Annotated in this window: 18 protein-coding genes; 14 read left to right on the top strand and 4 right to left on the bottom strand. The window is 64.0% G+C overall.

The genetic code is table 11. The features are described from left to right. Positions 1–11: 11 nt before the first annotated feature. The 4 genes from ACLIKD_RS20875 to ACLIKD_RS20890 form a co-directional block, all read right to left on the bottom strand. Positions 12–296, bottom strand: a complete 285-nt coding sequence (locus ACLIKD_RS20875; RefSeq protein WP_428826547.1) for a CC/Se motif family (seleno)protein — start codon at positions 294–296, stop codon at positions 12–14. Positions 297–579: 283 nt separating this feature from the next. Further along, on the bottom strand, positions 580–1,977 hold the full coding sequence (adeC, locus tag ACLIKD_RS20880) for an AdeC/AdeK/OprM family multidrug efflux complex outer membrane factor (protein ID WP_428826548.1): 1,398 nt from the start codon (positions 1,975–1,977) through the stop codon (positions 580–582). Between the two features lies 1 nt (position 1,978). After that, on the bottom strand, positions 1,979–5,116 hold the full coding sequence (locus ACLIKD_RS20885; protein ID WP_428826549.1) for an efflux RND transporter permease subunit: 3,138 nt from the start codon (positions 5,114–5,116) through the stop codon (positions 1,979–1,981). A gap of 10 nt (positions 5,117–5,126) precedes the next feature. Next, complete coding sequence (locus tag ACLIKD_RS20890) at positions 5,127–6,308, bottom strand: efflux RND transporter periplasmic adaptor subunit (protein WP_428826550.1); 1,182 nt, start codon at positions 6,306–6,308, stop codon at positions 5,127–5,129. A gap of 261 nt (positions 6,309–6,569) precedes the next feature. On the opposite strand from ACLIKD_RS20890, the gene ACLIKD_RS20895 reads away from it, so the two are divergent. From ACLIKD_RS20895 to ACLIKD_RS20960, 14 genes are all read left to right on the top strand, one after another. After that, positions 6,570–7,229, top strand: coding sequence for a TetR/AcrR family transcriptional regulator (locus ACLIKD_RS20895; protein WP_226418209.1), 660 nt, complete (start codon positions 6,570–6,572; stop codon positions 7,227–7,229). A 152-nt stretch (positions 7,230–7,381) separates the two neighbouring features. Further along, entirely contained in the window at positions 7,382–7,753 is a 372-nt protein-coding gene (locus ACLIKD_RS20900) for a hypothetical protein (RefSeq protein WP_428826551.1), read from the top strand. A gap of 14 nt (positions 7,754–7,767) precedes the next feature. Beyond that, positions 7,768–9,270, top strand: coding sequence for a chain length determinant protein EpsF (epsF, locus tag ACLIKD_RS20905; protein WP_428826552.1), 1,503 nt, complete (start codon positions 7,768–7,770; stop codon positions 9,268–9,270). Continuing rightward, a complete protein-coding gene (locus ACLIKD_RS20910) occupies positions 9,270–10,130 on the top strand; it encodes a polysaccharide biosynthesis tyrosine autokinase (protein WP_428826553.1) in 861 nt (286 codons plus the stop codon). Before epsF ends, ACLIKD_RS20910 begins: the two co-directional genes overlap by 1 nt. Before the next feature lie 13 nt (positions 10,131–10,143). Continuing rightward, positions 10,144–11,439, top strand: coding sequence for a hypothetical protein (locus ACLIKD_RS20915; protein ID WP_428826554.1), 1,296 nt, complete (start codon positions 10,144–10,146; stop codon positions 11,437–11,439). A 2-nt stretch (positions 11,440–11,441) separates the two neighbouring features. Continuing rightward, on the top strand, positions 11,442–12,623 hold the full coding sequence (locus ACLIKD_RS20920; protein ID WP_428826555.1) for a glycosyltransferase family 2 protein: 1,182 nt from the start codon (positions 11,442–11,444) through the stop codon (positions 12,621–12,623). After that, complete coding sequence (locus ACLIKD_RS20925) at positions 12,620–13,864, top strand: glycosyltransferase (protein ID WP_428826556.1); 1,245 nt, start codon at positions 12,620–12,622, stop codon at positions 13,862–13,864. Before ACLIKD_RS20920 ends, ACLIKD_RS20925 begins: the two co-directional genes overlap by 4 nt. Further along, positions 13,861–14,793, top strand: a complete 933-nt coding sequence (locus tag ACLIKD_RS20930) for a glycosyltransferase family 2 protein (RefSeq protein WP_428826557.1) — start codon at positions 13,861–13,863, stop codon at positions 14,791–14,793. Before ACLIKD_RS20925 ends, ACLIKD_RS20930 begins: the two co-directional genes overlap by 4 nt. Further along, on the top strand, positions 14,790–16,886 hold the full coding sequence (locus tag ACLIKD_RS20935) for a phage head spike fiber domain-containing protein (protein WP_428826558.1): 2,097 nt from the start codon (positions 14,790–14,792) through the stop codon (positions 16,884–16,886). Before ACLIKD_RS20930 ends, ACLIKD_RS20935 begins: the two co-directional genes overlap by 4 nt. Continuing rightward, a complete protein-coding gene (locus tag ACLIKD_RS20940) occupies positions 16,883–17,875 on the top strand; it encodes a glycosyltransferase family 2 protein (protein ID WP_428826559.1) in 993 nt (330 codons plus the stop codon). Before ACLIKD_RS20935 ends, ACLIKD_RS20940 begins: the two co-directional genes overlap by 4 nt. Positions 17,876–17,991: 116 nt before the next feature. After that, positions 17,992–18,630 (top strand): class I SAM-dependent methyltransferase, encoded by a 639-nt coding sequence (locus ACLIKD_RS20945; protein WP_428826560.1) that lies wholly within the window; start codon positions 17,992–17,994, stop codon positions 18,628–18,630. Between the two features lie 66 nt (positions 18,631–18,696). After that, positions 18,697–20,127, top strand: coding sequence for an MOP flippase family protein (locus tag ACLIKD_RS20950; protein WP_428826561.1), 1,431 nt, complete (start codon positions 18,697–18,699; stop codon positions 20,125–20,127). Positions 20,128–20,166: 39 nt separating this feature from the next. Continuing rightward, entirely contained in the window at positions 20,167–21,018 is an 852-nt protein-coding gene (locus ACLIKD_RS20955) for a glycosyltransferase (RefSeq protein ID WP_428826562.1), read from the top strand. Next, a complete protein-coding gene (locus ACLIKD_RS20960; RefSeq protein ID WP_428826563.1) occupies positions 21,018–22,553 on the top strand; it encodes an undecaprenyl-phosphate glucose phosphotransferase in 1,536 nt (511 codons plus the stop codon). The genes ACLIKD_RS20955 and ACLIKD_RS20960 overlap by 1 nt, the downstream gene beginning before the upstream one ends. The last annotated feature ends 10 nt before the right edge of the window (positions 22,554–22,563 follow it).

Here is a 22,563-nt window from a genome sequence, read left to right on the forward strand (position 1 = left end):
GGTTGCCTGGCTCAGACGAGCTTCCAGCCGTCGATGGACAGATAGTGGCGGCCCCAGAAGGTTTTCGCGCGGATCAGCAGTTCCTGCCGGCTCGGGAAGCAATACGGGACAAAAATATCGGCGCCCTGAATCCGGGTCAGCGCATGCTGGTCGGCCTGGCGCGGCGTGCCGAAACGGACGGCCGGGCAGGTGGTGATTTCCAGGCAGCAGCCTTCGATGGTTTCCGGCACGTCGATATAGACCGGCTGCTGGCGCTCGGCAATCAGGGCCAGGGCATCTTCTGAGAGGGTAAGCATGGCAATGCGCTCCAGGTGATGGTGATGCCCAAGGCGCCTTCCGCTGACAACCGAAGCGGCGCGATCGGGCAAGCGACGGCGAAACGGAATTTCGCCAGCCTTTTCATCTTCCATTTTAGGAATGCTCGCCAGGGCCGAAACGATATTCGCGCCAACGGTCGGCCAGGGCAGTCATGCGGTCGCCAGATGGCGGCGAGCGGTTAGCGCGAACGAGCCGGTTGGGTCGATTCACTCGCGCATCTTGCCCGGCCTCTCGGGCAAACCGCCGGTTGATGGCGCCCGCTCATAAAGCCCCGCCGCCCATCACCTTGTAAAAGGTGACGCGATTGCCATAGTTGGCCAGGCGGACGGTAATCAGGTTTTGCTGGGCCGCATACTCGGCGCGTTGCGAGTCGAGTACCGAAAGATAGCTGTCCACGCCCTTGTCGAAACGGGCGCGCGATAAACGATGGCTGGCGGAAGTCGCCTCGACCAGCGCCTGCTGGGCCTCCAGTTGTTGCTGCAAGGGGACGTTCTGCACCAGGGTATCGGCGACTTCGCGGAACGCGGTCTGGATGGCTTTCTCATACTGCGCCAGACTGATCTGTTCCTGTACCTTAGCGACATCGAGATTGGCCCTGATCCGCCCGGCATCGAAAATGGGCAAGCTGATCTGGGGAACGAAGCGCCAGGCCGCGGAGCCTGAACCGAACAACTCGGCGAGTTGGTTGCTCGCCGAGCCGCCGCTGGCCGTCAAGCTGACGCTCGGAAAGAAGGCGGCGCGGGCCGCGCCGATGTTGGCATTGGCCGCCTGCAACTGGCGTTCGGCCTGGAGCACATCGGGACGCCGCTGCAAATGGGCCGACGGCAAGCCGGCCGGGATGTCGGCGATGCCGGAAACGCTTGCCAGTGCGTCGGTCTGCAGCATTTCTTCCGGCAGATCGTTGCCGGCCAGCAGAACCAGGGCATTGCGATCCTGGGCCAGTTGGCCGGTGTAGCGGGCCACGTCGGCCCGTGCCGACTCGACGCTGGTCTGGGCTTGATGCAGGTCCAGCGCCGAGCTGCTGCCCAGCTCGAAGCGCCGCTTGGTCAGCGCGTAGGAAGCCTGCTGGCTACGCCAGGTCTCTTCGGCCAGCTTGAGGCGTTGGCTATCGGCGGCCAGCGTCAGGTAGGCGTTTGCCACTTCGGCGATCAGGCTGATCCGGGCGCTGCGCTGTGCCTCTTCGGTAGCCAGGAACTGATACAGCACCTGGTCCTTGAGGCTCCGGATGCGCCCGAAGAAATCCAGTTCGTAGGAGGCAAAGCCGAGACTGGCACTGTATTCATGCGAGATCACCGCCTGCCCGGTATTCGACAGGCTGGCTGGGATGCGTTGGTTGGTACCGCTGGCGCTGGCGTTGATGCTCGGGAACAGATCGGCACGCTGGATCTGGTACTGGGCGCGGGCTTTTTCGATATTGAGCCCGGCGACGCGCAGGTCGCGGTTGTTGGCCAGCGCCAGGGCGATCAGCTGGCGCAGCTTGGGGTCGGTGAAAAAGCTCTCCCAGCCGAGTTCCGCCGGCGATGCCGCGACCGTGGTAGTCACCCCGCCGGGCCATTGGGCGGCGACCGGCGCGGCCGGCGTCGAATAGTCGGGGGCCAACGTCGTGCAGCCGCTGATCAGGGCAGTCGCCACCGCGGCGGCGAGAATGGTCCGGGACATATCAGTGATCCTCCTGGGCAATCGTCGGCTTGCCTTTGAAAATACGGCGCACGGCGACGAAGAAGAGCGGGACGAACAACACGGCAAGGAAGGTGGCGCTCAGCATGCCGCCGATCACGCCGATGCCGATCGCGTTTTGGGCTCCGGAGCCGGCGCCGCTCGAGATGGCCAACGGCAGTACACCGAGAATGAAGGCCAGGGAAGTCATGATGATCGGACGCAGGCGCAGGCGAACCGCTTCCAGCGTCGCTTCGATCAGTTCCTTGCCATCCTCCATCTGCTCCTTGGCGAATTCGATGATCAGGATGGCGTTCTTGGTCGATAGACCGATGATCATCAGCAAGCCGACCTGGAAGTAGACGTCGTTCGACAAACCGGCCAGCGATGCCCCGAACAGGGAGCCGATGACGCCGAGCGGGACGACCAGCATCACCGCAAACGGGATCGACCAGCTTTCATAGAGGGCGGCCAGGCACAGGAAGACGACGAGCAGCGAAATGGCGTACAAGGTGGGAGCCTGCGATCCGGACATGCGTTCCTGGTAGGACAGGCCGGTCCATTCGTAACCGATGCCGGGCGGCAGTTTGGCCGCCATTTCCTCCATCTGCGCCATGGCTTCGCCGGTGCTGCGCCCGGCTGCCGCATCGCCCATGATTTCGGCGGAGGCCAGGCCGTTGTAGCGTTCCAGCCGCGGCGAGCCATACGCCCAGTGGGCCGAGGCGAAGGAAGAGAACGGTACCATCTCGCCGGCACTGTTGCGGACATACCATTTGTTGAAGTCCTCGGGCTGCATCCGGGCCGTGGCATCACCCTGCAGAAAGACCCGCTTGACGCGGCCTTTGTCGATGAAGTCGTTCACGTAGGAACTCCCCCAGGCGGTCTGCAGGGTGTTGTTGATGTCGGACTGGCTCAGCCCCAGGGCGCCGGCCTTGGCCAGGTCGATGTCGAGCTGGTATTCCGGCGTATCTTCCTGGCCGTTCGGCCGGACGGCGATCAAGGCCGGGTTCTGCGCCGCCATGCCGAGCAGTTGGTTGCGCGCTTCCATCAGCTTCTCATGGCCGAGGCCGGCGCGGTCCTGCAACTGGAAGTCGAAGCCCGTCGCGTTGCCCAATTCGACGACGGCCGGCGGAGCGAAAGCGAAAGCCATGGCATTGCGAAAGGTCGAGAAGTAGCCCATGGCCCGGCCGGCGACGGCAGCGACTTTGAGATCCGGCCGCTTGCGCTCGCTCCAGTCCTTCAGGTTGATGAAGGCCAGACCGTTGTTCTGCCCGCTGCCGCCGAAGCTGAAGCCGATGACGGTAAAGACCGAATCGACGGCTTCTTTCTGCTCTTCGAGAAAATGACGTTCGACTTTCTCGATGACTTCCAGCGTTCGCTCGGTGGTGGCGCCCGAAGGCAGCGTCACCTGGGCCATCAGGAAGCCCTGGTCTTCATCCGGCAAGAAAGCCGTCGGCAGGCGCATGAACAGTGCGCCCATGCCGATGATGATCAGGCCGTAGATCAACAGGTAGCGCTTGCTGCGCCCGAGCATGCGCTGAATCGCCGACTGGCTGCCACTGTTGGTGCGGTCGAAAATCCGGTTGAACCAGGCGAAAAAGCCGCCCAGCAGGCCGCCTTCGCCTGCCGTATGGCCCTTGTCCACGGGTTTGAGCAAGGTCGCACACAAGGCCGGGGTGAGGACCAGCGCGACGATGACCGAGAGGACCATGGCCGAGACCAGGGTGATCGAGAACTGCCGGTAGATGATGCCGGTCGAACCGCCAAAGAAGGCCATCGGGACAAATACGGCGGACAGCACGAGGGCAATGCCGATCAGGGCGCCGGTGATCTGGCCCATCGACTTCTTGGTCGCCTCGCGCGGCGACAGCCCCTCTTCGCTCATGACGCGCTCGACGTTTTCGACGACGACGATGGCGTCATCGACCAGCAGGCCGATGGCCAGCACGATACCGAACAGGGTCAGGGTGTTGATCGAATAGCCGGCGGCCGACAGCACGCCGAAGGTGCCCAGCAGTACGACCGGAACGGCGATGGTCGGGATCAGCGTGGCGCGGAAATTCTGCAGGAAGAGGTACATCACCAGGAAGACCAGGGCGATGGCTTCGACCAGCGTCTTGACCACTTCTTCGATCGAGATCCTGACGAAAGGCGTCGTGTCGTAGGCCACCACCGCCTTCATGCCGGCCGGAAAGAACGGCGTCAGCTCTTTCATCTTGGCGTTGACCGCATCGGCGGTATCCAGCGCATTTGCGCCGGTGGCGAGCTTGACGGCCAGACCGGTCGCCGGTTTGCCGTTGTAACGCGAGACGATGTCGTAGCTTTCGCCGCCCAGTTCGATCCGGGCGACATCGCGCAAATGGACTATGGCGCCGTTCGCCGTCGTGCGCAGGATGATGTTGCCGAACTGCTCGGGCGTCTGGAACCGACTCTGCGCGGTGACCGTGGCATTGAGCTGTTGTCCCTTGATGGACGGCATGCCGCCCAATTGGCCGGCGGAAACCTGGGCATTCTGCGCCGTGATGGCAGCGCTGACATCGCTTGTCGTCAGGCGATAGTTCTGCAACTTGGCCGGGTCGAGCCAGATCCGCATGGCGTACTTGCTGCCGAAGAGCTGGGTTTCGCCGACCCCGTTGATCCGGGCGACGACGTCCTGGATATTCGAGGCGACGTAATCCCCCAGGTCGATATCGGTCATGCTGCCATCTTCGGAGACAAAACCCAGGACCATCAGGAAATTCGACGTGGCCTTGGCGACCTGAACGCCCTGTTTCTGTACCTCTTGCGGCAGCATAGGCGTGGCGAGGGCCAGCTTGTTCTGGACCTGGACCTGGGCGACATCGGGATTGGTGCCGGAGTCGAAGGTCAAGGTAATGGTCACGGTCCCGGAGGAGTCGCTGGCGGAAGACATGTAGGCCAGATGATCGATGCCTTTCATCTTCTGCTCGATGACCTGGGTGACGGTGTCTTCAACCGTCTTGGCCGAGGCGCCCGGGTAGGACGCGCTGATCGACACGGCCGGCGGGGCAATGGGCGGGTACTGGGAAACCGGTAGGGTGCGGATGGCCAGCACGCCGGCCAGCATGATCACGATGGCGATCACCCAGGCAAAAATCGGCCGATCAATGAAGAAACGCGACATGAAATGCCCCTTAATGTTGCGCGGCGGCGGCCGGCGCAGCCGGCACGGCCTTGTCCGCGGAGACCGGGTGGACCGCCATGCCCGGCGCGATCTTTTGCAGGCCGTCGACAATCAACTTGTCGCCGGCCTTGAGGCCTTCGCTGACCAGCCACTTGTCGCCGACCACCCGGCGGGTCTTGAGGACACGCAATTCGACCTTGTTGTCCGCGCCAACTACCAGGGCCGTCGGGTTGCCCTTGGTGTCGCGGGTCACGCCCTGCTGCGGCGCCAGGATGGCCTGGGCCTCGTCGCCTTCTTCCAGCACCGCCCGGACATACATGCCGGGCAGCAGGTCGCCCTTGGGGTTGGGAAAGACGGCGCGCAGCATGATGGTGCCGGTATTCTGATCGACCGTGACATCGGAGAACTGCAGCTTGCCGGGCAGGGGGTAGGCGCTGCCATCTTCGAGGAGCAGTTTGACGGCCGCCTGATTGGCACCGGCCGGCTTCAGCTGGCCGCTGGCGAGGTCACGCTTGAGACGGAGCAGCTCGGTGCTGGACTGCGTCACATCCACGTAGATCGGATCGAGCTGCTGCACGGTGGATAGTGCCGATGCCTGGCTGGCCGTTACCAAGGCCCCCGGGGTGACGCTGGAACGGCCGATCCGTCCCGAGATCGGGGAGGCTACCCGGGTATAGTCGAGATTGATCCGGGCCGTTTCGACTGCGGCTTTGGCGGCGGCCACGTCGGCTTGCGCCTGTTTCAGGGCGGCCTGACTGTCGTCGTTGTCCTGTTGACTGACCGCCTTGATGGCCACCAGCTCTTCATATCGGGAAGCCTTGTTGCGCGTACTGACCAGGCTTGCCTCCGCCTTGGCCAGACTGGCCCGGGCGCTGTCGTAAGTGGCTTGATAGCTTGCCGGATCGATCTGATAGAGCGGTTGCCCGGCCTTGACCTCGGCTCCCTCGACGAACTGCCGTTTCTGGATAATCCCGCCGACCTGGGGGCGGACCTCGGAAACGAGATAGGCCGAGGTCCTGCCTGACAGCTCGGTCGTCAGCGTCAGCGCTTGCGCCTGGATATCCATTACCCCGACTTCCGGCGGCGTCGCGGCCGCCTCCGGGGCTGCCTGGCGACCACAGCCGCTCAGCATGACAGCGCTGAATACCAACGCGACGCCGGCCGGGAGCAGCCGCTTGATTTTGATTGCCATAGCCAACCTCGTTCCACAGGTGAAAGGGCGAAGAACTTTCCGTCCAACGACAGAGAGTGCATGAATGGAGTGAACGTTCATTCTAGTTCGAGCGCTCATTCTATATTAGAATTAAAAGATAACCAATGCCTTGAACCAATCGCCAGGAACTTGTTTTGTAGCGGTCAAGGGATCTCACGATTGAGCCAATGGTAGATCTCCGTCGGAGGTCCTGGCCATCAAGGACGAGAATAATCGTCGGGGAAGACAAGAGGAAAAGCAATGAATGCAAATGCCAATCAACCGCCGGAACAGCCTCGCGCCGAACTGCGCAAGACCCAGGTATTGGATGCGGCAACCGATTGCTTCCGGCTGCATGGTTTTCACAACACGAGCATGGTGCAGATTTCAAAAGCGGCCGGGATGAGCGTCGGCCATATCTACCATTATTTCGAGAACAAGGAAGCCATCATCTCGGCCATCGTCGATCGGGAGGTGCTGCATCTCCTGACGCTTGTCGAGCGCCTCCGCGAGAACAGTTCCGGTGGCGATCTGTTGCACGCCACAATGGACGCGCAGTTCGTTATTGAAGAAACGCTGAACGACCGGAATGCACCGCTGATGTTGGAAATTGTTGCCGAGGCAGCGCGCAATCCGGCGGTAGCCAGCATTGTTCAGGCGGCTGACCAAAAAGCCATGGAGCACTTCCGGGAATTGATCCGGGATGGACTCCGGTTTCGCGATATCGATTTCCAGGAAGCCGATTTGGATGGTCCGCTCGAAATTTTTTATGCCCTGTGCGAGGGCTTGAGTATTCGCACCATTCGTAATCCCAAGCTGGATATGGCCGCAGTAATGCCGGCGTTGCGCCGTGCTCTGGAGTTCATTTTCGAAGAACTGGTAGCCAAGCCGCCTTCATTTCGCGCGTCTGCATTGCCTTAGCGGCTACGCCAGGTGAGCCTTTGCCAGCCCCTTTGACGGGCAATTTATCGGCGACGGACACCGGCATCAGTCGCCCCGGCGCGGCCAGAGGTTGCCCGCCTTTGTGTGACAGCGAACATACGGTACCGATTTGAAACATTAAGGTGGTTTTCATGGAATTCCACCGAGGTGCGATCATGGGTATGCAGATAGGGAAAGTATGGCCGGCGCTGGCGCTGGGTTTCGTGATGGCCGAGTCGGGGACTGTACTGGCCCATTCCACTGTCTCGTCAGCCGGCCCTCCGGCTGTCTTCGAGCTTGCGGTGAGAGCCCCGGATGTCAGCCAGTTCCAGAGCATAAGGCTCGATGTCGGTAGTGTGTTTCAGTCTGAGTTGCCGCTGGCCCGCGATATCTTGTCAAGCCTGCCGGCTGTCGAACGCGGACCGGTAGCGCCGGCCGGCCTGGCGAAAACCTATGCCCTGGTGCTTTCGTCGCTTGGCATGCTTGGCCTGATCGCCTTGCGTCGCCTGCCGCGTACGCTTTAGATGCGGGGCGGGTTGTGAGTTTGCAACGTTTTCTGTTGGTGCTGCGCGGCCGTTGGAAACTGGTGGCTGGCGTGCTGCTCGGCGTCGTGCTGCTGACCCTGCTAGCCAACCTTCTGCTGCCGCTGAAATATACGGCGGAAGCCGATGTGGTGGTCGATGCCCGGCCGGCGGACCCGGTTCTCGGCGCAGTGCTGCCGATAACCGCGGCATCCAGCCTGATGTCGACCCAGGTGGACATCATCCTCTCCGATCGCGTGGCGCAAAAGGCTGTCGCCCTGCTCAAGCTGGAACAGGATGCCGACTTGCGGCGTCAGTGGATCGCGGCGACCAACGGGCAGGGCTCCCTGCCGGCGTGGATTGCTGCGTCGATCAAGCAGCATCTCAAGGTGCTGCCGACCCATGAAAGCAACGTGGTCTCGATCGTCTATACGGCGAGAAGTCCGCAGACGGCGGCGGCGGTCGCCAATGCTTTCGCCCAGGCTTATATCGATACCAACCTGGAGTTGCGAGTCGGTTCGGCGAAGCAATACACCGAATGGTTTGGCGAGCGCACCGGATCGTTCCGCAACAAGCTGGAAGCGGCGCAACAGCGGCTTTCGGCCTACCAGCAAGCGCACCGCATCGTCGTCGCCGATGAAAAGCTGGATGTCGAGACGGCCCGCCTGACCGGGCTGTCGAGCCAACTGGTGGAGGTCCAGGGCCAGCGCGCGGTAACCCGGGGACGGCAGAGCCAGGCCGGCGATTCCGACATCCTGCCCGAAGTCATCGGCAACGGCCTGATCCAGGGCCTGAAGAGCCGGCTTGCCGATCTCGATGCCAAGCGGCAGCAACTCGGCAATCGCGTGCACGAGAACCATCCGGAATACATCGAGCTGGTGACCCAGATCGCCGCGCTGCAGGCCCAGATCGCCAAGGAAACCGGCAAGATCGCCAGCTCCCTCGGCAGTGCCGACCGGATGAGCGCGGCCCGCGAGGCGGAAGTGCATGGCGCGCTCGATACGCAGAAGCAGAAAGTCCTTGAACTGCGGGCGCAGCGCGACAGCGTGGCGGTGCTGCAACGCGACGTCGAATCGGCCCAGCGCGACTACGACATGGTGACGCAGCGCCTGGCGCAAACCAGCCTCGAAAGCCAGACGCCGCAAACCAACGTGGCGATGCTGACGGTGGCGACCGAACCGTCCAGTCCGTCGAGCCCGAAAATTCTCCTCAACACCGTGCTGTCGGTCTTCTTCGGCGGCCTGCTGGGCATGGGCCTGGCCCTGCTGCTCGAACAACTCAACCGGCGGCTGCGCAGCGCCAGGGATCTGCCCGAATTGCTCGACATCCCGGTACTGGCGGTGCTGCCGGCCGGCCGGTTGCGCCATCTGTCGGCGCCGATCGATGGCACGGCCAAGCCGCTTGTCTCACCCCCGGCCAGGCTGCTCGGGCGGCGCGGCGGGCCGGCGCACGGCAGGCCCGGTCTGGCGTCCGGTCCGGCCAGCGGCACACCTGCGCCATTCCGGCCGGAGCCTTCATGATGAATATGAATCAACCGCACAGCGTAAAGGATTTTCTGGCGCCGACGCGTTCCCTGGGCGCCATCCTGGTCGATGCCGGACGGCTGAGTCCGCAGCAGGTAGCCAGCGTCGTCGAGTTGCAGCAGCAGGAGGGTCTGCGCTTTGGCGAAGCCGCCCGGCAACTGGGCATGCTCGACGCCGAGGACATTTTGTTCGGCCTTTCGCGCCAGTTCGAATACACCTGCCTGGGCGCCGGCGATGACTCGGTGTCGGCCGAGGTGATGGCCGCCTTCGGCTCACGGGATGCGCTGATCGAAGCGCTGCGCGACCTGCGGTCGCAATTGATGCTCTACTGGCTGGGGCGGGAACAGGGGCGCAAGAGCCTGGCTCTGGTCAGTGCCCGGCGCGGCGAAGGCAAGAGTTTCATTGCCGCCAACCTCGCCGTGCTGTTTTCCCAGCTGGGCCAGCGCACCTTGCTGGTCGATGCCGATCTGATCAACCCCCGGCAGCATAGTTTGTTCAAACTCGACAACCGGGCCGGCTTGTCCTCGGCGCTGTGCGGCCTGACCGGCTTGCATGCGGCGGTGCCTATCCCGCGGCTGGGCGGCCTGGTCGTCCTGCCGGCCGGACCGACGCCGCCGAATCCGCGCGAGCTGCTTTCCCGGCCGCTGCTCGCCCACCTGCTGGCGCAAGCCGGACAGGCTTTCGATGTGGTGGTGATCGATACGCCGTCGGCGGCGCTGGCCGATGCCCAGATCGTCGCCGCACACGCCACTGCCTCGATCCTGATCAGCCGGCCAAATTCCGCCACGGTCGCCGAGACCGCCGCGTTGACGGCCAATCTCGGCAATCTGCTCGGCGCCGTGGTCAACCAGTTTTGAGGCGGCGACAGCGATGACGGCCATCCGATCTCCCGCTGCCTTGCCAACCAATTGGGCCATCCCGACCTTCCGCCGCAGCGCCTGGCGGGAGGTGCCGGCCGACGGTCGCCTGGCCAGCCTGCTGCTCTACACGCCGCTGCTGGCCACCACGCTGCTCGCCAAACTGTCGGTGCCGCCCTTTGCCGCCCAGTCGCTGAGCATCGCCTACCTGTTCATCCTGCTCGCCCCCGTCCTCGGCCTGGTGCTCGGCCTGCTGCGGCTGGATAGCGGCCGGCTCAGCTTCTTCCTGGTGTTCATCGGGTGCATCGGCGCCATCCAGGTTTTCCGCGGCGAGCCTTTCTCGCTCAACTCGATGCTCTTGCTGGTGACGCTCTTTGTCGCCTATGTCTTCTATCTGCCGCGCCAAGATGACCCGACGGCGTCGGCCCTGCGCTTCTTCCTCGGCTTCGCCACTCTTTTGGCGCTGGCCGGCATCGCCCAGTACGGCGTGCAACTGACGGTCGGTCTGCGCTACGCCTTCCCGATCGAGAACTTCGTTCCCGAGGCCTTCCTGATCGGTGGCTTCAACATGCAGGCGCCGATCGGCTATGGCGAGAGCGCCTATCGCGTCAATGGCATCTTCTTGGCCGAGCCATCCTTCTTCAGCCAGTTCATGGCCGTCGCCATCATCGCCGAACTGCTCACCAGCAACCGGCTGCTACGGGTGGCGCTGTACGGGCTGGCGCTGCTGCTCTCTTATTCGGGGACCGGGCTCATCCTGCTCGTCATCTGCGGACCGTTGATCCTGATCACCCGCCGGCACTGGGGGCTGCTCTGGCTGATCATCGGGGCGCTGGTGCTGGCCGTGGCCCTCGGCAGCTACATCGACCTCGACAAGCTGACCGGGCGCATTGGCGAGTTCGGTGCCGTGCGCTCCAGCGCCCATGCCCGCTTCATCGCCGGCTTCGATGTCCTGACCCGCTACCTCTGGCACGATCCTTTGACCGCCTTGTTCGGCTTTGGCGCCGGGGCGTTTCCCGGCTACGCCATGCGCATGCCTTTTCCGGTGGCGGAGATGACGCTGTTCAAGATGCTTCTCGAATACGGCGTGCTCGGCGCGGCCCTCTACTTCGCCTTCATCTTCTACTGCGTCTTCCGCTCCTCCGCGCCGGCCATCGTCCGGCTGGCGGTGGCGCTGACCCTGTTCCTCAACGGGCCATTCGTTCCCTTCTTTCACGGCCTGGCACTCAGCCTGCTGGTGTGGACCTCGCGGCCGGCGGGCGATGCCCTGCCGCCCGCCGGCAAACCCTTACTCGCCGACGGAGCATGACTATGCAAGAGACTTTCTATTGGGTAGCTGGTATTTCGCTGCTGCTCGCCCTGCACCCCTTTGTCAGCTACCCGCTGTCGCTGCTTGTCCTGCGCCGGCTGCGGCCGGCCAAAGCCAGGCCCGAGCTGTCGCCTGCCTCTGGCGTCGCCCCGAGTTTCGCGATCTGCATGTGCGCCTATAACGAAGAGGCGGTGATCGAGGCCAAGATGGCCAACCTGCTGGCCCTGCGCGAAGACGATCCGACGCTGGAGATTCTCGTCCATGTCGACGCCGCGTCCGACCGCACTGCCGAAATCCTCAGCGTTTACGCCGACCGCATCACGCTGCAGGTGTCGGCCGACCGCCGCGGCAAGACGGCGGGCATGAACAGCCTGGTGGCCCGCACCTCCGCCTCAATCATTGTCTTCACCGACGCCAACGTGATGCTCGACCCGCAGGCCCTGCCGGCCCTCCGCCGCCATTTCGCCGATCCCGGCGTCGGCTGCGTCTGCGGCAACCTGATCTACGTCAATGGCGAGGACTCGGTGACCGCCGCCACCGGTTCGCTTTACTGGCGCTTCGAGGAAACAATCAAGCGGCTGGAGGGGGCGACCGGTTCGGTCATGGGCGCCGACGGCTCGCTGTTCGCCATCCGGCGCAGCCTGCACCACCCGCCGCCGGAACACATCATCGACGACATGTACGTTTCTTTCCGGATCCTGTGCGACGGCTACCGCATCGTCCAGGCGACCGATGTGCGCGCCTACGAGAAGTCGGCCACGTCGGCCGGCGAGGAGTTCCGCCGCAAGCAGCGCATCGCCTGCCAGGCCTTCAATGTGCACCGTCTGCTGTGGCCCCGGCTGCGCCGGCTGGATCGCCTGACCCTCTACAAATACCTGTCGCACAAGTTGCTGCGCTGGCTGTGCATCTACCTGCTGCTTCTGGCTTTCATCAGTTTCGAGCTGGCCCTGGTGTTCGCCGGGCAGGCTGCGGCGGCCGGCGCTATCGCCGGGTTGACCGGGCTGGTGCTGGCCATCGGCTACCGCTTTCCGCTCAAACCTTTCGCCCAGGTCTTCGACATCCTTGCCGTGCTGACTGCGGTCGGGCTGGGCGTCTGGCGCTCGTTACGCGGCGAACGCTTCCAGACCTGGACGCCGGCGGCATCGGTGCGCCAGGAATTGCCAATTGAAGGGACCGAACGATGAACTGCCTGTGGATATCAAGGGATCAGCCCTTCCCGCCGGATGCCGGCGACAAGATCTATTCGGCCAGCCTGGCCAATGCCCTGGCGGAAGCCGGCGCGGCGGTCAGCTTTCTCGGCTTTGCCGCCACGGCCGGTAAGCCGCCGACCGACTCGGCCGTGCGCTGGCTGCCGGTGACCGGCGCCAAACACAGTCAGGGCCGGGCACTGTTCAGCATGCTGCCGATTGCCGGCGCCATCCACAACACGGCGGCCTACCGGCGGGCGCTCGACGCCCAGTTGCAGGAAAAGTGGGATGCCATCGTCTTCGACAGCTACGGCTCGGGCTGGGCGCTCAAACGCTATCTCGCGACCCGCCGGCCGCTCGGCGGCGCGGCCCCGGTACTGGTCCATGTCTCGCACAATCAGGAAGGCGTCCTGTGGCGCGACATGGTCCGCAACAGCCAGGCCGGGCCGCTGAAAAAACTCGCGCTGTCGCAGAACTGGCTGAAGGTCGCCGCCCTCGAGCGTTTCATCCTGCACCATGTCGATCTGACCACGGCGATCAGCAGCGAGGATGCGACGGCCTTCCGGGCCGTCGCGCCGGAACGCTCGACGGTCGTGCTGACGCCCGGCTATTCGGGCACCCGGCAGGCGGCGCGGGTGATCGATGGCGCTTGTCCGAAGCGCGTCGTGCTGATCGGCTCTTTCCGCTGGGTCGTCAAGCAGGAGAACCTGCGGCAGTTCCTCGAACTGGCCGACGCCGCCTTCCATCGTCACGGCATCGCCTTCGACGTCATCGGCGACGTGCCGGAAACCTTGCGCGCCGAACTGGCGCCGCGCCTCAAGGCCACCGTCTTCCACGGTTTTGTCGACGATGTCGCGCCTTACTTCGCCGGCGCCCGGCTGGCCGTCGTGCCGGAAGTGATCGGTGGCGGCTTCAAGTTGAAGTTCCTCGACTACATCTTCAGTCGCCTGCCGGTCGCGACCATTGCCGCCGCGGCCGCCGGGCTGCCGTCGGGCATCCGCAGCAAGCTGTTGTGCAGCGCCGATCTGGCCGGGCTGGTCGCCGCCATCGTCAGCCATATCGACCGGCTCGACGTGCTCAACGACATGCAGCAGGGCGCCTTTGCCGCGGCCGGGCAACTTTTCGACTGGCGCGAGCGCGGCAGCAATCTGCGCGATGCCATCGTCACCTGCCAGCAGGCGCGGGCCGGGGCGCAAGCGTCGCGCCGCGAAAGCGGTTACCGGATGGAAGCATCGTGATCACGCTCATCGTTCCCACCCGTAACCGCGCCCACACCCTGCGCCTGGTGGCGCCCAGCTATTTCGTCCTGGATGGCGTCGACGAGGTCATCTTCGTCATCGACGGCGGCGACGACGAAACGCCACAGCTTGTCGAACGGATTGCCGCCGGCCATCCGGCGGTGCGGACCCGGATCCTGCGTCACGCCGTCCGGCTCGGCGCCGCCCAGTCGCGCAATACCGGCGTCGCGGCGAGCAGCAACGACTTCATCCTGTTTTGCGATGACGACGAGTATCTCGAAGCCGGCTATGCGCGGATCTGCCTGCAAAAGTTGCGCGACCTCGGGGCCGGGGTCGGCGCGGTATCCGGCCGGCGGGTCTATATGGAAAACGGCGAGACGCCGGCCCGCAGCCTGCACCGTTTCGGCCACGGCGTCCGGCCGGGCAAGGCCTTTCGCCCGCTGCTCTGCGAATACGTCAATGGCGCCCGGTTCACCGGCGATATCAAGCTGCCGCTGACCAACGCCGTGATCCTCACCCACAAGCATTTGCTGCAATGCTTTCCCTATGACCCGACCTACGCCCGCGGCAACGGCTACCGGGAAGAATCGGATTTCCAGATGAACCTCTACACCCACGGCTACGACATCGTCGTCAGCAACGACTGCCACAGCATTCACCTGCCGCCGGCCCTGGTGCGCACCGGCGGCCAGCGAACGCAGACGTTCCGGCGCATCTGCTGGTCGATTTACTACACCCACTATTTCTTCGCCAAGTATTACGTCCCCTATGCCGCCCGGCTCGGGCTGCTGGCGCCGCGCTGGCTGGCCGAAATCGCCTTCGCCGTCTTCGCGGTTTATCGCGAAACCGTCCGGCCGCCGCTCTATGCGCTGGCCAAGTGGGGTTTGCGCCAGCGCCGGCGCTGGGTCGAACGGGCGATATCCGCATGAGTCGGCCAGTCCTACCCGATCTCGCCGCGCTGCCGGGCGTCAGCCGTCGGAACTTTCTGCAGGGCAGCGGGGCGCTGCTCGGCAGTTGTCTGCTGGCCCCGGCCGGCCCGGTATGGGCGGCCAGCCCGACGCTGGCTTTCGATTTTCGCGGCAGCGTTCCGGCCGGCGTGAGTTTTCGGCGCGCCAGCCCGGCCAGCCTGGCCGACGGCCCCCGCCTGCGCAATTTGCCGGCCGATACGCCGCGCTTTCCATTGCGGCAAGGGGCGCCGCTCGGCCTGCTGATCGAAGGCGAGGCGAACAACCTGATCGACAATGCCTCCCGGCCGAACCTCCGCGGCTGGTCGGTCGGCGGCGATGTTACCGTGGCCGCCAGCCCCGATCTCGCGCCGGACGGCAGTAGCGGAGTGTTCCGCGTTCTTCGCCCGGCGGCGAAGAGCGGCAGCTTGTGCGAAGCAATCGTGACCAATGCGCCGAGCGGCGATTTCGCGACAGCTTCGGTGTGGCTGCGGACGACCGGCGGCAGCGGCAAGTGGCGCCTGCGTCTGCTTGACTTCACGACCTACAACAACATCAACGGCGTGGTCGAGGTCGGCCCCGAATGGTCGCGTTACAGCCTGCCCCTCAATATGCAGCTACGCGATACCGGCCCCAAGCGTTTCGCCATCCTGTGGAACGAGCCTTTCGGCCCGGCGACCGCGCCAGCGGTCATCTACGCGCTGAAGCGGCCGAGCCCCCTGGTCTCGGCACGGATACCGCTGACCCTGGACAGCGTGCTGATGTGGGGCGCCCAGTACGAAACGGGCGACGAGGCCAGCAGCGTCATCGCTACCGCCGGCGCCGTCGGGCGCCGGGCAGCCGACGAGGTGGGCTTTCCGGCGGCGCCCCTCAACGCCTCGGCCGGCCGGCTGACCGTCGTGTTGCCGGACGGCGGCCGGCGGGGCGGGGTGATCCTCGACGCGAATGGCGAGGCGGGCGGCATCCGGCTGGCGTATTCCAACAGCGGCTGGATCGTCGCCCAGGTCGGCCGGCTGACGCTGGCCGGATTCCGCGACGTCACGGCCGATCCGGTGGTCCGGCTCGAATGGAGTGCGGCCGGGGTTCAGCTGTTTACCGGCAGCACGCCGGAAGCGCTGAAACGCCAGGCGGCCGTCAAGGCCAGCCCGCTGCCCATCGATTGCGGCCGGCTGGCCCGCCTGGGCATGACGCAGGACGGCCAGCGGCCGCTCGGCCGGGTGCTGGCGCAACTGACGCTGAGCGGCGAGGTGGCGGCGGTCGCCCAAGTGGCCCTGCCGAACTTCGTTCCCATCGCCTATCGCCTGGTTTTTGCCGATGATTTCGACGATCCCGACCTCACCCGCATCAACGAGAACGCCACCGGCGGCCGGCCCGGCGCACCCGCCTGGCGCAGCCGCTATCGGCACGAGCGGCGGACGGCGATCAATCAGGAGAAGCAGATCTACATGGATCCGCAATTCGCCGGCACGCTGAATCACCCCTTGCTGGTCCAGCCTTTCGCCATCCGCGACGGCATCCTGCAGATACGCGCCGAGCGTGCCGACCCGGTGGCCGTCGCGCCCTATATCTGGAACCGCGCCTATACCTCGGGCTGCATCACCAGCGAGCTGACCCACTGGCAGACCTACGGCTACTTCGAGATGCGCGCCCGGCTGCCGCGCGGCAAAGGTTTCTGGCCGGCCTTCTGGCTGCTTCCCAAGCGTGCCACCTGGCCGCCCGAGGTCGATGTCTTTGAGGCGTCCGGCACGCGGCCTTACGGCATCAAGCACGGCGCCGTCGAAAAACCCCGCAGCGCGACCACTGCCGGCGGCATGTGGATTGACCAGATCATCGACATCAGCGACGGCTTCCATATCTACGGCATGGAGTGGACCAAGGACAACATCGTCTTCTTCATCGACGGCATGAAAAGCTTCGAATACGGGCCGCACGGCATCCACGAAGACATGTACCTGCTCGCCAACCTGGCGCTCGGCAGCCACGACCCGAACTGGATTCCCGATCCGGACCAGACCACACCTTTCCCCGGCCTGTACGAAATCGACTACATCCGGGCCTATCAGCGAGGTGCATCATGAACCGAGTCTCCGACGTCCAGGTCGACGTCATCATCCTGTCCTGGAACCGCCCGGACGACACCATTGCCGCCATCGCCAGCGCCGCCGAGCAGGAGGGCGTGCGCCAGCGCATCCTGATCGTCGACCAGGGCAGCGAAGCCGATAACCTGCGCCAGCTCGAGATCTACCTGGACGGCGTGCCGAACGCGACGCTCAAGAAGCTCGGCCGCAACAGCGGTGTCGCCGGCGGCCGCAACATCGCCTCGGCGATGGGCAGCGCGCCGATCATCGTTGCCCTCGACAGCGATGCCATCTTTGCCGACCGTCAAGCGCTTGCCGTCGCGGTCGGCCATCTCGATTCCCACCCGGAACTCTGCGCCATCGGCTTCCGGATCGACAACTACTACACCGGCGAGAACGACGCCACCGCCTGGGATTACCCACCGGGATGCCGGCCCGATACCGGCTTTCCGGCGACGCGCTTCATGGGCGGCGGCCATGCCCTGCGGCGCAGCGTGTTCGAGGCGGTGGGCGCTTACGACGACCGCCTGTTCTTCTGCGGGGAGGAAGTGGACCTCTGCTACCGCATGCTCAACACCGGCTATCGCATCGCCTACGTGCCCGAGGTCGCCATCCGCCATAAAAGTTCGCCCGAGCAGCGGGTGGTTTGGGGGCGCGGACGCTATTACTACACCGTCCGCAACAACCTCTATTCCGCCTACAAGTTCGGCACGCCATTGCCGCGACTTGCTCTGGGCGCCTTCGCCTTCGTCGTGCGGGGGCTGCACAACCGGATTCTGCCGTCAGCGTTGCGCGGTTTGGTCGATGCCCTGGGCATGTGCCGGGCCTATCGACAGAGTCGCAATCTGGAAGAACGCAGCGGTGACTTGGGCAACCTGGTTTACGCACTCAACCGGGAAACCTGGCACTACATCCGCCAGTGCGAACCAACCCGGCAGGAACCGCTGTTGGCCAAGGTCCGCCGCCAGTTCACCCGGTTGCCGCACTAGAACTGCTGGCTATCGAGGCCCGGCGACGAAGGTGCTGATGGCGAAATTCATTCAGCAGGGGGAGCCGTCGCCGACACCCTGCGCCGTTGCGCGATCATTTACCAGGGCAGTAAACCATGACTGATCTTTCAATACAGGTTAACAAAAAGCACTATGCGTTCAGCCGCTACATGTCAAAAGCGCGCTGGAGCAGCATTTGGCATCAGCTGGATGAGATCCAGAGGCTCGCGCCTGCCAGCGTCCTCGAAATCGGACCCGGCCCCGGCTTGTTCAAGACGCTGGCCGCAACATTCGGCATCACGGTCGAAACGCTGGATCTCGATCCGGAGCTCAATCCCGATCATCTCGGCTCGGCGACCGCCATGCCTTTTGCCGATGCCGCCTACGATGTCGTTTGTGCATTCCAGATGCTCGAGCACCTGCCCTATGAAGAGTCGTTGCGGGCATTTGCCGAGATGGTTCGTGTCAGCAAGCGGCATGTGGTGATCAGCCTCCCCGACGCACGAACCGTGTGGCGCTACGAAATCCATATTCCGAAGTTCGGGCCACGGGTTTTTTTCATCCCCAAGCCGCAACTCAATTCAACCGTCCACGAATTCGATGGCCAGCATTATTGGGAGATCAATAAGCGAGGCTATCCGCTCGCCCGCATCATTGCCGATTTCACCAAGCGGATTCGCTTGATAAGGACCTATCGCAGTCCGGGGTATCCGTTTCACCGGTTCTTTGTCTTTGAAAGGAACGGTGTTGACTAAGTTGCCAGGCCTCTCCGCCCCGGTGCGCCGTCAATCTGCCGCACCTCGCAGAACCGGAGCACGGTCGTGAGCACCATCGGTAGCGCGCGTTGGGTGGCGCTCTCGCAAGGCGGCCGCGTCGCGATCCAGTTGGCTGGCCTGGTCATTTTGGCGCGCCTGTTGCCGGCCACCGATTACGGGCTGATGGCGATGGCCACCGTGGTGACCAATTTCGCTCTGTTGTTGCGTGATCTGGGGACTGCCGCGGCCATCATCCAGAAGACGGAGCTGCGCGAAGAGACGAAAGCAACGGTGTTCTGGCTAAACGTCATGATGGGTGTGCTGCTTTCCCTGGCGCTATTTGTCAGCGCCCCGCTGATTGCCCGCTATTTTGCCGCCGCCGAACTGGTTCCCGTCCTGAGCATGTTGTGCCTTGCCTTGCCGCTGGCCAGCAGCGGGGCAGTGCACCAGGCCTTGTTGGAGCGCCAATCGGCGTTCCGCGGCCTGACCTGCATCGAAATTGGCTCTTCCCTGGCCGGCTTGCTCGCCGCCATCGTCGCTGCGCTGTCCGGCGCCGGCGTTTACAGTTTTGTCATCCAGTCGATCCTGACCGCAGGGCTGTCTTCCGTCCTGTTGTGGATCGTCTCCGGGTGGCGTCCATGGACCCTGCCGTCGTGGCGCGAGTTGCATGGCCTGATCGGTTTCAGCGGCAATCTGACCCTGTTCAATTTCATCAATTACTTCTCGCGCAACGCCGATGGGATGATCATCGGACGTTACCTGGGGGCGGCTGCGCTGGGCTCTTATTCGCTGGCCTACAAGCTGATGCTGTTCCCGGTCCAGAACGTGACCCTGGCTGCCAGTCGGGCGCTTTATCCGGCCTTGAGCCGGCAGCAGAACGCTCCGGAAGTGATGGCTCGGCTGTATCTCCGGACGGTGTCCTTGATCGCCCTGGTCACCGCGCCTTTGATGGTCGGCCTGCTGGTCGTCCGGGAGCCCTTTGTCCGCGTGGTGTTTGGCCCGGGCTGGCCGATGGTGCCGGAGATTCTCGCCTGGCTGGCGCCGACCGGGTTCATTCAGTCGATTGTCAGTTCGACCGGCACGGTATTCATGGCGCGTGGCCGGACCCACGTCATGGCAGGGCTCGGGACATTCAACGCCATCGTGACGGTCACCGCCTTTGCCCTGGGGGCAAAATTTGGCGTGGTCGGCGTGGCGGCATTCTATTTCGCCGCCAATGTTCTCCATGCGATCCCCTGCCTGTTTTTTGCGATGCGGGCCCTCGAGTCGTCACCAAAACTGCTGCTGAAAGCCATTGCCGTGCCGGTCGCCAGCGCGCTCCTCATGGGGCTTGGCGTGGCCGTGCTGCGAGAATTCTTGGCGCCCCTGCATGTGGCGGACTCGACCGGTCTGGCGATGAGCGTCGTGGCAGGCGTGCTGATGTACGGATTCCTCGTCGTCATGGTCTTCCGGCTGGACCTGGCAGACCTCCGAATGTTCATGGCCCCGGCCCATTAACCCGCAACCGCCCAGACCTCCCGCCCTTATTGGAAGCCAATGCTCGTCACTATTTACATTCCGACCAAAGATCGCGTTGCCAGCCTCGCCCGCTCCGTCGAATCGGCACTGAATCAGACGTACCGGGATATCGAGGTGATTGTCATCAACGATGGCTCAACCGATGCCACCGAGGAATATCTCGCCGATTTATCCCTCCGCGATGCCCGGGTCAGGAGCATCAATAATTCCCAACCCCGGGGCGCGCCCGCGGCACGAAACATGGCCGTCAATCTGGCCAAAGGCCATTTTGTCACCGGGCTGGATGATGACGATTGCTTCGAGCCGGAACGCATATCGGCATTTGTCGCCTATTGGGAACTGCTTGCCCGGCATGGCGTAACACCATCCTGCCTCTATGCCCAGGACCGGATCGTCGATGGAAAAACCAACAATCGGGTGACCAAGAAGCCCGGGCATGTCGAGTACGAAGATCTGTTCGATCACAATTATCTCGGCAACCAGATCTTCGCTCCCCGTCATCACCTGGTGGCCGCCGGATTGTTTGATGAAGCATTACCGGCCTGGCAGGACCTGGAGTTTTTCATGCGGGTCTTGAAGAAATTCGGCACGGCCTATCTGCTCGATATGGTCACCCACGTTTTCGATGACTCTCCGCGCCCGGATCGCATTTCGCAACAATCGAGAAACAAGCTGAGTGCCGCATTCCGGCAGGTGGTGCATAAACATGCCCCGTCCTGCCACCGCCAGAGGCAGCGGCTGTTTCTACAGATATTCGATCCGTATTACGGATTTCGCCCTCGCCTTGGCGACTGGGTTGCTTTCATGCGCGACGGTATTTGGCTGGTCGGCATGCTGCGGCTGGCGAAAGCAGCAATCAGGAAATACTAATGATGAAATTCTTAATTGGCCTATTTTCAGGACTCTTCCTGGACTCTTCCCCCCAGAGCCGCGGCATTGCCTCCGAGGCCGCTCAGCCCAATGCCGGCCAGGCGCGACATCGCGAAGCCGGGTCGGCGAGCAACAAGGCCGCGAATTCCCTGGGTAACCCCCTGGCGCGCCGGATCTATCCGGTGGGCAAGCTGGTCGAGTCCTTCGTCTCGCCGCTGCTCGCCGTGTTCACGTTGTTCGCTGCCGCCCTGGCCGACGAGCAGAGCATCGGCAACTTCGATCCGGCCTACCTTATCCTCGGGCTCGCGGTGTTTTCATTGACCTTCCCCGGTCGCTTCCATCTCGACCGGCCGGCCTGGCGGATGGTCAGCAAGACGCTGCTCGACTGGCTGTTTCTGGTCGCCTTGTTGCTCCTGTTCGCCTACGGCAGCGGCTACGCCGCCTATTTCCCGGAGCCGGTGATCCTCGCCTGGCTGACCGTCACGCCGCTGGGGCTGCTCGGGGTCAATGCCCTGGCCCGGATCATCGTTCCCGGCGTGCTGGCCCTCGAGCGCAACCGCCGTTGCGCGGTGATCGTCGGCTGCAATGCGACCAGCCGCCGGCTGGCCCAAAGCTTTGCCGACGAGCCGACGCTGGGCGTCCGCTTTCTCGGTTACTTCGACGACCGCAACGGAGCGCGGCTCGACGATCTCGAGCCGGGGCACGATCTCGGTGCCCTCGGCCAGCTCGTCGCCTACGCCAAGGCCAATCGCGTCGACCAGATCTACCTGGCCCTGCCATTGGGCGAACAGTCGCGCCTGCTCAAGCTGCTCGACGATCTGCGCGACACCACGGCATCGATCTTCTTCGTCCCCGACATGTTCGTCACCGACCTCATCCAGGGCCGCGTCGACAGCATTGGCGGGACGCCCATCGTGGCCGTCTGCGAAACGCCGTTTACCGGCTTCAACGGCCTGGTAAAACGGGTCAGCGACCTGGTGCTGGCCTCGCTGATCCTGATCCTGATCGCGCCGCTGCTGCTCCTCGTCGCGGTCGGGGTGAAACTGATGTCGCCCGGCCCGGCCTTCTTCCGGCAACGGCGCTATGGGCTGGATGGCCGCGAGATCATCGTCTACAAGTTCCGCTCGATGACCGTCACCGAAGATGGCGACCGGAGCTACACCCAGGTGACGCGCGGCGACCCCCGTGTGCCGCCTTTCGGCGCCCTGATCCGCAAGCTGTCCCTCGACGAGTTGCCGCAGTTCATCAACGTCCTGCAAGGCCGGATGAGTATCGTCGGCCCCCGTCCCCACGCTATCGCGGTCAATGAGCAATACCGCAAGCTGATCGCCGGCTACATGGTGCGCCACAAGGTCCGGCCGGGCATCACCGGCTGGGCCCAGGTGAACGGCTTCCGCGGCGGCGACGATCTCGAACACATGCGCAGCCGCATCGAATGCGACCTCGAATACCTGCGCAACTGGTCGCTCGGCCTCGACTTGCAGATCATCCTGCGCACCGTCGTGCTGGTCTTCCGCGACGTCCGGGCCTTCTGAGGCGGGGCGG

The sequence above is a fragment of the Azonexus sp. IMCC34842 genome, from assembly GCF_050368855.1.
GTDB lineage: Bacteria > Pseudomonadota > Gammaproteobacteria > Burkholderiales > Rhodocyclaceae > Azonexus > Azonexus denitrificans_A.